This is a genomic window from Terriglobales bacterium (assembly GCA_035567895.1).
In the GTDB taxonomy this organism is placed as follows: Bacteria; Acidobacteriota; Terriglobia; order Terriglobales; family Acidobacteriaceae; genus Gp1-AA112.
On the sequence record DATMPC010000098.1, the window covers coordinates 1 to 11,739 of the forward strand.

Genomic DNA, 11,739 nt, shown 5'->3' on the forward strand with positions numbered 1-11,739 from the left:
TTGCCCTCAGCGTGTTTTTGGGGCGCAACGACCACGTAGCGTTAGAACCACCATTCAGCACGAGATTTCCGCGACTCACAATTTGCCGACTGCTCTGACCGAATGCGGGCAGCACGCCCAGAAGCTGGTCCTCTTGCGATGCGACAAAATCTGCCGAACCCTCACTATGTTCTTGCCGGAAATGCACTTGAGTGCACAGTGTGAAGCGGGCATTCGGTGGTGACTCGAATGCATTGATCGAATCCGAGTTTGAAATCAGGTATCCGGAAAAATGTAGTTCGTTGTAGCGGCGTCAGTCGAGACACGATCTACCGCCAGGAGGCGCAGGGGGCTGCATATCAGTTGCTCACTTGCGAATTTGGGACATGCAGTCGGACACAGTCAAACGTCGCGGAGTGAATATAGCGGGATGCAGCGGTGGTGTTCCGGCGAAACTCCTGTTCCTTTGCCTTTCCGCGTGTCTGTTTGCGACACATTTACATGCGGGGCAAACGCCGGTGGCTATGAGTCAAGTACGAGGGACAGCGTTTGTTCAGGATTCGATGGGCCAGTCCTACATCGTCAACGCAAAGGTGACGCTGAAGGGACCGGCAGTCATGGAAACAGAAACGGACGAGGGCGGCAAATTCGCATTTCCAGAGGTGCAGCCTGGGACGTACACCATTGAAGTCGCGGCACCGGGACTAGTAGCAACTCAGGTCGTGACGATTGAGATGGGCAAGGCCTCTGAAATCTCGCTGGACTTAAAGCCCATGACAGTCCAGGACTCCGTCACAGTAACGTCTACCGCAAACGACGCGCAAGCGACCTCTCCATCTCCATCCGGAACGGTCACATCTAGCACGCTCCAGACTGCACCGAACGTCGATGATCGAGCTGAGAGCATCCTGCCGACGCTTCCTGGCGTCGTGCGTGGGCCAGACGGACGCATCAACATGAAAGGTGCCCGGAATACGCAGAGCGGAGCGTTGGTGAACAGCGCCAACGCAACCGACCCCGCGACAGGCAGTCCAGGATTTGCCGTACCTATTGATGTCGTGTCTTCGGTGCAGGTGATTTCCAATCCCTACGATCCCCAATACGGAAAGCTCACCGGCGCGGTTGCCACCATAGAGACAACGACTAGTGATTTCGAAAAATTCCACCTCTCCGTCCAAAACTTTATTCCACGCGTCCGGGTCCGTGACGGCTCGGTATTCGGGGTTGGCTCCGCTACGCCTCGCATGACATTCACCGGTCCCATCTGGGGTGACCACATTGCCTTCACTCAGTCGCTGGAATATCGATTCGTAAGAACTCCTGTAAATAGTCTGCCGCCGTTTGAACGGGATACGACACTCGCAAGCTTTAATTCGTACACCCAGCTCGATTTCAACCTAAGCCCCAAACAAACGGCGACCATCTCCGCCGCGGTGTACCCGCAGCGCCTGCAGTACATGGGTTTGAACACATTTACGCCACAGCAATCCACGTCGGACTATCACCAGCGCGGTTACCAGCTGTATGGACAGCACCGGTATCTCACGGGAAATGAAAGCGTCCTGACTTCACAATTCAGCTACAAAGAATTTGATGTGGATCTCACTCCGGCAGGCTCCGGTCCTTACCAGCTCATGCTGGAGACGACCGAAGGTGGATTCTTCGATTCTCAGAAGCGCCGAGCTTCACGTTTCGACTGGGAAGAAATGTACCAATTCAGTCCGCAGCATTTTCTCGGAACCCACCAATGGCACATCGGCTTGGAATACGCGTACTCCAGTTACAGTGGCGTCCAGTCGTTTTCGCCGGTCGAGATCCAAGGGGCTCAGGCAACTCCGATCGAGCGAATCACCTTCACGGGCGACGGTGAAGCTCATGTGTCGCAGCAAGAAGTCACCTGGTTTGCTGCGGATCAGTGGACCGTTTCTCCACGACTGCTCTTGGATCTTGGGCTGCGCTTTGACAGCGATACCGTGACAAGTTCCGTGCACGCCGCTCCGCGTGTCGGCTTCCAGCTGGCTCTGACCCGCAGTGGGCGAACGATGCTGCGAGGGGGAATCGGGGAGTTCTACGACCGTGTGCCCTTGATGATCCCAGCTTTCCAGTGGTTGCCAGAACGGACTGTGTCTATTCTCGATCCCGCGGGTCAGGTGACCGGCTCAACCGCTTATACCAACAAGGTTCTCGGCGGTCTGCGCAACCCACGAAGCACCGCGTGGAATTTAGCGCTCAGCCAAAAGGTATCCAGCGGACTGTTGCTCCAGGTGGGTTACGAGCAACGCACTACAGCTGACGATTTCGTGCTTTCTGCCGTCGATACCGGCGCCGGCACCGGACGGATCACGCTTTCGAACAATGGAGGTCAGTCCTACAAGGAATTACAAGTAAGCGGGCGCTACCAGTTCCACAAGCACCTCGTCAATGCCTCCTATGTGCGTTCGCGCGCGTATGGAGATCTGAACGATTTCTTTCAGTTTTTCGGGAACGTTGCAAAACCGGTCATTCAACCCAACGGGCAGGGGCGTTTGTCGTTCGATGCTCCCAACCGTCTCCTGCTTTCCGGCGAATTCCAAGCACCATGGAAGCTGATGTTTGCTCCCGTGTTCGATCTGCACACTGGATTTCCCTATTCGGTACAAAACGAGTTTCGCGAATATGTAGGACCACGGAACACGCGGCGTTTTCCCGAGTTTTCGTCCTTTGACCTGCAAGTCTCGCGGCCAGTGTCGATCCCGCTGGGGGAACGCAGGATCAGAGCGCGCGTGGGCTTCGCCGTTTTCAACCTCTTCAATCACTTCAATCCGCGCGATGTGCAGACCATCGAGGAGAGCGCTCGTTTTGGGGGGTTCTTCAACAATGCCTGGCGCGAATATCGCGGGAAATTCACTGTGGAGTTCTAATTTATGAGAATTCGAACCGCCGTAATTTTATTGCTCGCGTTGGGTTCCACAACGATAGCTCATGCACAGCAAGCCCCGACTCCCTACGCGGACGAGGTCATCGCAAAGCTGATGGACCATAACGGCCAAAGAGATAAGTTGGGCGGGGGCTACACCGGGACGAGACGCTACGTTCTTGAGAATCAGCACTTGAATAAGCGAGCTGAACTGCGTGTCAGCGTCAAGTGCGATCCCGACGGAACGAAGCATTTCGAAGTTGTTTCGGAACAGGGTTGGAGCTCCGCGAATAAGCGAGTGCTACGCAAGATGCTTGAATCCGAGACGGAGACTTCACGGCCGCAGGTTCGCCCCTCGACCAGCCTTACTCCCGAGAATTATCGCTTCCAGATGCTCGCGAGCGAATTCTTAGAAGCTCGTCCGGTCTACCTGATCCAAGTTCTGCCGAAGCGTGAGGACAAATACCTGTTCGAGGGTCGCATCTGGATCGATGCTGAGGATTTCGCGGTCGTTCGAGTCGAGGGCAAACCAGCAAAAAATCCTTCTTTCTGGACGAACAGCGTTCATTTCGTGCAGCAGTATCACAAATCCGGCGACTTTTGGTTCCCCTTCTCGACGGAAAGCGTGACAGAAGCCCGCATCTTTGGAAAGACAGAGGTCACTATCAGCTATTTCGACTATCAACCGAATTCGGCTGCTGGGTCGTCCCTATCGGCTAAATCGGTGATAAATCAGGTTGAGGCAAATTATGCTAAAAAGTAATGTTGCTGTCATTCTTGCTGCAGGCCTGGGAAGCCGCCTGAACAGCGTCTCGGGTTTGCTTCCTAAGCCACTCGTACGATTCGAGGGTATTCCGATGCTTCAGCACGTCATGTCCGGAGCGAAGCAGGCAGGAATTGAACGCTTCGTGATCGTTGTCGGGCATCAGGGCGATATCGTGCGTCGCTGGTTCGCAGGCAGTTCGCTTCGCACTACGCCCGTAACCTGGGTGGAAAATACCGAATACCACAAAAAGAACGGCATCTCGCTGCTCAAGGCCAGATATGCTGTCGACCAGTCATTTCTACTTCTGATGTCCGACCATATCTTTGAGCCAGACACCGCCGCCTCTCTGCTTCGCCAACCGTTGGCGAAAAACGAAGCCATTCTCGGAGTGGATCACAAGTTGGACTGCATTTTTGATCTGGACGACGCCACTAAGGTGGTGCGCATGGGTGATCACATCATCAGTATTGGCAAGAGCCTTAAGGTTTACGATGCTGTCGACACCGGAATGTTCTTATGCACTCCAGCAGTTTTCGATGCGCTCGATGCCGTGATAAAGGACGGCAATTGTTCTCTGTCTGACGGCATGCAGTACATGGCCTCGAATGGGAAGCTGCGAGCCTACGATATCGCGGATGCGATCTGGCAGGATATCGATACTCCCGCAATGCTCGACTTCGCGCAGGTACAATTGTCGCCGCGTTGCTCGCATCTGCCGCGGCTGGAAGAGGTGGCCAGTGTCTAGATCGCGTCCAGTACCTAGATCGCGTCCAGATCCACGCCTTGCCTTGCGGTATGTCTTTGGCGCGTTAGGCGCCGCGGTGTTGGTCTACTTAGTTGTTCACGCAGGACCCCGCGCGTTGTTGGAGAACGTGAAGTTGGTCGGGTGGGGTATGGTGTTAGTGATCGCGTTGGGTGGGTTGTCGCATATGGCTAAGGTCTGGGCGTGGCGCCTGACGCTTCCCCGCGTGGTGCAGTATTCATTTTCGCGCTTGTTCGGATTGCGGCTGGTTTCCGAAGCGATTGGCCAACTTGGGTTTGCTGGTGTACTGGCGGGCGAGGCAACGCGAGTCGCTTTGCTTGGGCCCGACGTACCTGCCGACAGCAGAATATTGTCAGTGACGCTTGACCGGGGATTGTTCATCGCGTGCGGCGCTTTCGTCACTGTTTGTGGAATTGCCACAGGGGTTGTCGCGTTGTCGCTTTCAAATACGTTGCGTGTTTATGCGGCACTCTTCGCAATTGCTTTTCTCGGCATTCTCGTTGTAGCGACGCTGGCCGTGAAGAACCGCTGGCCCCTCCTTTCAGGTCCGGCAGGTGCTCTCGCCCGCGTACCTTGGATCGGCCGATGGGTCCACAAAAGGAAATCGTTGATATCCTCCGTCGAAGAGAAACTCCTGCGATTCCACCGTGAAAGGCCATCCGCATTCTGGGGGAGTGTAGCTCTGAATTTTGTGTGTCACGGTCTGGCGATCACCGAGGTCTTTCTGATCCTGCTGTTCATGGGGAAGAACGTCACCTGGACGCGTGCATTAATTCTGGAATCCTTCACAAAACTCATCAACGTCGCGGGGTCGCTCACTCCCGGCAATGTCGGAATATACGAGGGTGGTACGATGCTGATCGCCACTCTGTTTGGACTGAGCGGCACTGCCGGACTGACATTAGGATTCTGCCGTCGACTGCGCAGTTTATTCTGGACCGTTGTGGGAGTTCTTTCCTTCTTTATGGTCTCTAGGTCTGTCGGCCATCTCAAGATGAGTGGCGGCTCCGGTCCAGCGCGGGAAAACAGTCCGGCGCCCCTCGAGGAACCTCGCTCCAACGCGAGTTGTGAATCATCCCCCGAAACGATCACCACAATAATATTTGCGGACGCCTACCACGATACACGAGGTTTCACGCCAGAGCTCGCACATGTTGGAGCGCTACCAATCATCCTCCGCGCTATTCTTCAAACACAGGGTGTTAACGCGAGCCGGATCATTGTGGCGTCGAGCGCATTGGCCGGAATCGTAATCCGACGCGAGTTACTGCGAACAGGGCGCCTGCCCGAGGGAGTGGAATGGTTCGAAATCGGCGAGCATGGGCAACTGCCTCAGCTGGTTCGCCAGGTTGCAGCAGACTCGGAGCGCACCTTACTTGTGTCTGCATGCGCGGCATACCACCCCTGCCTTTTCGAGATTATCCGCGACTGGGATGGTCGGGGCGAAGTGATGGCTCTCACGACCCATGGTCAGTTCGTGGGTATCGCTGCTCTTTCTCGTGGGGCCGCTCTCGAGATTGCCGAAGATTGCCCAGTGTCCGTCGCGACACCTGTTGAACTGTACGCCTGGTTCAAACCTTCACATTCTGTCGTCTTCAAGGAGGTTGCAGCCGAGTTGTGGCAGGCCGTCAGTGCTCCGCCAGACCGGTTGCTCGCGGAGCAAAAGCTTGACGGATGGTTGGTGAAACCCACGGACGGCCTTTTTGCCCGAATGAATCGCAGGATCTCTATTCCAATCAGCCGCCAGCTCATCAAATTTCCGATTACGCCGAACATGGTGACCCTGTTTACGCTCGGAGTTAGCTTTCTTGCCGGCGTGTTCTTCGCACTGGGCGGCTACTGGGACACCTTACTGGGCGCGCTTCTCTCCGCTTGGGCAAGCATCCTCGATGGCTGCGATGGCGAGGTCGCTCGTCTCAAGCTGCAGGTAAGCAAGCTCGGTTGCTGGCTGGAGACCATCTGCGACTACCTGTACTACCTGTTCATCTTTGTGGGAATGAGCATCGGATTGACTCGAAGTCGAGGGACAGAAGCTTACCTCGTTTGGGGAGGGTTCCTGCTCGTTGGAGCAGTGGCCAGTTTCTTGGCGGTTGGCTCTGCACGGCATCGGTTTGCATCCAGCCATCCCGAGAAGTTCCTGGCTCTGTGGCAAAAGAAGGCAGACAAACAGAAACGGAACCCGCTGATGTATGTCGCGCGCCAGACGGAGTTTATTATCCGTCGCTGTTTCCTCCCCTATGCTCTTCTGGCGTTCGCAGTTCTTAACATAATGCACGTTGCCTTTATTGCAAGTGCGATCGGCGCGAATCTCGTCTGGATCATTGCCTTGTACTCGTACCGAGTAATTTCTGCGCGTTCGTCTGTCGTATCTTCGCCTGCCATAAAGAACCGGAGGCGTGAGTGCGTGAGCGGCGCGGTTCTGCTCTCGGCTCATGACGCAGATTGAAACAGGCTCGTTCCCTTGTTCTGAAGGTATGGAATCTCGGAGTGCGTTTCGTGTCATCAGTTGGAATATTGCGCGAGGCTCAAAGCTGGAGGGTATCCTCGAATTCCTCGCCACCGCAAATGCAGACATCATCTTTCTCCAGGAAGCCGACAAGAGTGCTCGGCGAACCGGGTATCGAAATATTGCGAAAGAGATCGCGCAAAAGCTACGACTGAACTATGTCTTCGGATGCGAATTTGAAGAACTGGCACAGGGCTCGACCTCATCGCCTGCTTACCATGGACAAGCCTCGCTCTCGCGTTGGCCGCTGTCCAATTCCTCCATCCTGCCATTCCACAAACAATCGAACTTTTGGCGTCCGCGCTGGTTCATTCCCCGTCTTTCGTCCCTGCAGAGAAGACGCGGGGGCCGCATGGCGTTGTTCAGCCAAGTGCTCACGCCGGACAGAAGCGTGGCGACGTACAACCTGCATTTTGAGAGTAGGGGAAGCGACGATCTCCGCTATTCTCAGCTACACGAGCTTCTGGAAGATTTGAAACGCTGTAGCCCTGACGTGCCGGTCATCGCCGCAGGCGATTTTAATTTTGATCTTTCACAGGGTCAGGCAGCTGCAGCTCTTGCCGACGTCCGATTTGTCAATCCGTTCGCCACGCTCCGTCAGGCGACGACAGTTACGCATTCGCTCCCAGCGCGTGATCGCGTCATCGACTGCATACTGCTCCGGGGCCCATTAATCGGTACCGACGCTCACGTTCACAGTTCGGTTCTAGCATCCGACCATTACCCATTGTCGCTTACGGTCAGTTTCTGTTGATGCCGCTGCGGCGAGCACAAAGAAAACGGCGCCGACATATCTAAGGCATGAAGCAAAAGAGGTGCACGAATCCATCCATAAGTTCATTTCCGGCATCTCGGCCGCAAGTATAGTCGTTTTTTTGACGCAGTATCGGCAGGATGAAATCAAGAGAACGACCTAAGATACTCAGAGCGGGCGGGCCATAGGGCAGCCCATCCCGCTAACAACCAAGCCGGATCCCGTTCACTGTGAATAGGCAACTGCAATACTGACCGCGTCGGCGATACCCAGCAACAGCCCGACCCCACAGAGCACAAAGACAGCCATGATTTGGTTTTCCATGCTGTCTGCCTGCAAGTAGCAGCTCATTGGGTAGATCATTGCGACCAGATTGATTAATCCAAGTATCAGCCAGAAGTCCTCTCTCGCTTTTTGTTTCTTCATTGTGCACCTCAACTTCACTGCAGCGTCCGAGACACGTGGTGCAATTCCTTTGCCAATTCGAGCTTTACCTAACCCGAGCACAATTTGGTGTTTAAGGTTGATTCTGGAGCTTCGCTTGTGCCCTCGGTAGGGCATTGCCGCAATGCGGGCAGAGTCCGAACGCTAGCGTTTGATCAGCCTCAGTCGCAGAAAGCACTTGCAGCTGTTGCGATTTTGGCTGGCGAGGTGCAATACCGAGAGTCACGAAGTAAATTGCGAATGAAGGTCAATTCTCGTCGCTTCTGGGCGGCGTTTATCGGGGCAGTTCCGAATTCCGCATGAACCATTGGGGAAATCTCGATGCTGCGAAATTCGATACGGCGCAATTAGCCGAAATGAAAAAAAGCGTCAACACCACTGTCGTTTCGTGCGGAGGATGCACCAGCGGCTCGCAAGTCCGAGATCACATTTGCTCATGAGCTACAGCCACTTTGTCGGCCTACCGAAATCGCTCATCGCTGTTGGTATATTCTGGTTAGTTTTGTGTTTGCAGGCATTTGGCACGGAACTCAAGCCGCCTACGGACCAAGCCTTTGCGAATATGTGAAAAAAGGAGGAGCAGCGCATGCAGAGTGAAGTGCACGATCCGAATCATTTCCTGTACTTCGACGGGCTTCCCGACTCAGAGAAGACCGAAGTGTTTCCAGGTTGCGAAACGGAGAGGTCATCACCCCGCCGATGACCGCCAGTGAGCACCAAGCGCCGGATCCCTTCGCGCTGCGGTCAACATTTAGGGAAGATTAACGGCTCGCGCGATTCCCTGTGATTCAGCAGGCGATCGAAACAATCCGGTTCCAAAAGGTCGAGAGACTCCACCACCACATCGGCCCGAAGATCCTTGCCGTTGTGGCTTATCCCTATGCTCCGCATACCGGCGCGGCGCGCCCCTTCGATGCCGGCGCCAGCATCCTCCACAACAATGCACCTCTCGGCAGGAACGCCGACTCGAGAAGCAGCCAACAGGTATACCTCTGGATCCGGTTTGCCCCGGTGCACATCTTCAGCGGATACAATGCCCTGAAAAACATGTTTCACGGACAGGGCCTCCAGCACGGCATCAATATTGGCGCGCGGGGCTGCCGAGGCGATGGCTTGCTGCCATCCATGCTTGTGGAGTCTGTCCAACCAAGTTGCGACGCCGGATTCGGGTGCAACGCCAACCCGGCGCACCAAATGCCGATATAGTTCTTCTTTTGCTTGCCCGATTCGTTCGATTCGCTCGACGGTTGCTGCGGAGCCAAGCCAAGTGGGGACAATAGAATCATTACGCTGGCCAAATGTCGAAAGAAACTGCTCGCGCGTGATGGCAATGCCCTCGTTCGACATCGTGGTGCGCCAGGCGATCCAATGTAGTTCTTCTGAATCGACTAACGTACCATCCATATCCCACAGAACTGCCTTGGGTCCGGTCATTACTTAAATCTCCACTAGTATGGCGTCTCGCCAACTTCTTCGCCCACTTCACAAAGTGTGCAGTCGTCCAGACGGTGGCATCGCTGTTGAATTTCCTGATTCCTCCGCCAGCTTCTGAGTTCTGAATGTGCCTCTTCTACTGACTGAAAAGCAAGCGCTCGAAGAAAACCCATATGATCGAAGCCGCCAACAACAGCGCCATCGAGGTGAAGAGTATTTGACTCCGGGAGACCACTAATTCAGCAGTTATCCAATCACGCTCTGCAAACCGAGGCATCGGATCACCTTTACACGCCACGAACTAACATCGTCGGTGGCTGCTCGGGACAGAGCAGCCAAGATGCCAATCGCCCAATTCGCGAGTTGTGTTCATCCCCTGTCAACGTGCGCGTAAGTCGCCCCACTGTCCTCCTCGAAGAGCGGCGTAGCAACCGTGACCGCTAATGGGCATCTTGCGCCTTCCTATCGTCACCAATGTGGATTCTCAACCTGGCTGCTGTCCCCTGTCGGTTCGATCTTATGGAATTGGGTTCTGATCCGTGGCGGAGCGATGGTGGAACAAGACGTGCACTACTCGCACTCACGATTATTCAACAATACCAACCGCGTTGATTCAAGCCTCTATTGATCAGCAATGCTGCTGTAGGTAAAGCATTCGAGACTCGCCAGCTATGGCCAGCTGGCACGCGGATGAATTGTGGGGTTCGCGGAAAAGTGGTTTCGGACCGATCTCACATTTACGGGAACGCTGCTAGGATGTAGCCGCCCGGCGGCGGACGCTTCGCGTGAGGCTAACGGAGCAGTGGTTGCTTGTTGGTTGAGATAAGTTTTGGGCCACAAGGAGGAATTCCCTGTGACCCATTTGCGAAAAATGATGTTGGAAGAACTCCAGGGTCGTAATTTCTTGTTCAGGCGTCCTCGAAGTTGCAGTCAGAAAAGTGCCTCGCGTAATGCATTTCGAATATGTGGCCCCCGGGTCACCGAAGACGGGTTCGTCATGGCTAGTTCGTCGGCACCGATGGTCCGCAAAAACTCCGTGCGACTTCAAAATCAGCAAGATACAGGAGGGGTGCGTAACAAGGTTACATGAGTCAGGGAGATGGGAGATCCTTGAGTTGTTGATGGGAACGGCGCACGCAATTATTGCGGCCGACTTCACCACTTCTTCGATCGCCCGGTCCAAGTTCACTTCCTGTCTCACCCATGTCAGATGTTTCAAGCTCCTGCTCTCCGGGCCCGTCGGCGGCCGCCGACCATGCCGCAAGAGGAACTTGCCGAGCAGAAAGATCCTATCCGTCAAGGCGCGCTTGGCCAATCACGTTCTTCCCCTCGATGCCGAAATGTTTCGCAGCCGCGAGCAGACGCGTGTCATTCGAATAGATCACGCGGAACCCCGGCTCGGCGGCCGTAGCCAGATGTATGGCATCGGCCGCGCGCAGAAACACCGACGCTGGCAGCTTCTGATAGACCTGTGCGATTCGCATGAACATTTCCTCATCTGGCGCGAGCCAATGGAAGGCTCCCGCCTCGCTATGTGCCCGTACCTGGCCGAGGAGCGCAGCGTAAGCAACGGTGCGGATCGCCCCTTCGCGCAGCTTGCGATGGAATGCTGCCATCATTTCGGCCTGTCCGTGGGCCGCACACGCCACATGGTCTGTTGCTGCTAGCGTGCGAACCGCGTCTGCGCCAGCGTCTTGGTAATAGAGCCTGACCAAGTAACTCGTATCGAAGTAGATCACTCGACCTCGTGGTCGCGCTCTTCGCTGATGATTTCGGTGGAGTCGGTTCCTCCGCGAAGGTGCTTGCGTTGGCCAAGAAATGCCCGAGTAAACTTCGGATTGGCAAAGAACGGCTTAGCGCGTAGAGGTCGCGCAGGAACAATCTTTGCGACGACGCGACCACGTTCGGTGACATACACCTCGCCCGTTAACGCCCGTCGGACCCATCGTCCGGTCGCTTGGTGCAGTTCGCGGATGCTGATCGTTTTCATGTGACTCATTGTGACACATGGACCGGCAACGATCAAGACGCAACAGGCAATGCCGACGGCTATAATCAGGAGGGCTATTTCTTAATATTGAAGGCAAGGCAAAGGCTACGGCCGCGGTGCCACAACCCAAGCCCGGCGTAGTAAAAACATATTACAAGTCGCAGCAAATACGCGTAAATTCCGAATGGAAAGCGAGTAAAAAGAAGA

The 11,739-nt window shown here is 55.1% G+C and carries 10 protein-coding genes; 5 read left to right on the forward strand and 5 right to left on the reverse strand.

The features are described from left to right. A partial coding sequence (locus VNX88_20140; protein HWY70987.1) for a hypothetical protein occupies positions 1–187 on the reverse strand: 187 nt, incomplete at its 3' end. Positions 188–503: 316 nt separating this feature from the next. Here VNX88_20140 and VNX88_20145 point away from each other — a divergent pair. Genes VNX88_20145 through VNX88_20165 form a run of 5 tightly spaced genes read left to right on the forward strand, consistent with a single transcriptional unit; the run spans position 504 to position 7,664 of the window. Beyond that, positions 504–2,879: a TonB-dependent receptor gene (locus tag VNX88_20145; protein ID HWY70988.1), complete on the forward strand. Its 2,376-nt coding sequence runs from the start codon at positions 504–506 to the stop codon at positions 2,877–2,879. A gap of 3 nt (positions 2,880–2,882) precedes the next feature. Then, positions 2,883–3,638: a hypothetical protein gene (locus VNX88_20150; GenBank protein HWY70989.1), complete on the forward strand. Its 756-nt coding sequence runs from the start codon at positions 2,883–2,885 to the stop codon at positions 3,636–3,638. Further along, positions 3,625–4,386: a phosphocholine cytidylyltransferase family protein gene (locus VNX88_20155; protein HWY70990.1), complete on the forward strand. Its 762-nt coding sequence runs from the start codon at positions 3,625–3,627 to the stop codon at positions 4,384–4,386. Before VNX88_20150 ends, VNX88_20155 begins: the two co-directional genes overlap by 14 nt. Next, positions 4,379–6,850 carry a lysylphosphatidylglycerol synthase domain-containing protein gene (locus tag VNX88_20160; GenBank protein ID HWY70991.1) on the forward strand — a complete coding sequence of 824 codons (2,472 nt, stop codon included), beginning with the start codon at positions 4,379–4,381 and terminating at the stop codon, positions 6,848–6,850. The genes VNX88_20155 and VNX88_20160 overlap by 8 nt, the downstream gene beginning before the upstream one ends. Positions 6,851–6,878: 28 nt before the next feature. Further along, complete coding sequence (locus tag VNX88_20165) at positions 6,879–7,664, forward strand: endonuclease/exonuclease/phosphatase family protein (protein HWY70992.1); 786 nt, start codon at positions 6,879–6,881, stop codon at positions 7,662–7,664. A gap of 225 nt (positions 7,665–7,889) precedes the next feature. Here the strand turns inward: VNX88_20165 and VNX88_20170 are convergent, their stop codons facing one another. The 4 genes from VNX88_20170 to VNX88_20185 form a co-directional block, all read right to left on the reverse strand. Next, positions 7,890–8,090 carry a hypothetical protein gene (locus VNX88_20170; GenBank protein HWY70993.1) on the reverse strand — a complete coding sequence of 67 codons (201 nt, stop codon included), beginning with the start codon at positions 8,088–8,090 and terminating at the stop codon, positions 7,890–7,892. Positions 8,091–8,852: 762 nt separating this feature from the next. Beyond that, positions 8,853–9,542 (reverse strand): HAD-IA family hydrolase, encoded by a 690-nt coding sequence (locus VNX88_20175; protein HWY70994.1) that lies wholly within the window; start codon positions 9,540–9,542, stop codon positions 8,853–8,855. A 1,289-nt stretch (positions 9,543–10,831) separates the two neighbouring features. Next, positions 10,832–11,281, reverse strand: coding sequence for a type II toxin-antitoxin system VapC family toxin (locus VNX88_20180; GenBank protein HWY70995.1), 450 nt, complete (start codon positions 11,279–11,281; stop codon positions 10,832–10,834). Then, positions 11,278–11,532: a hypothetical protein gene (locus VNX88_20185; GenBank protein ID HWY70996.1), complete on the reverse strand. Its 255-nt coding sequence runs from the start codon at positions 11,530–11,532 to the stop codon at positions 11,278–11,280. The genes VNX88_20180 and VNX88_20185 overlap by 4 nt, the downstream gene beginning before the upstream one ends. Positions 11,533–11,739: the final 207 nt, after the last annotated feature.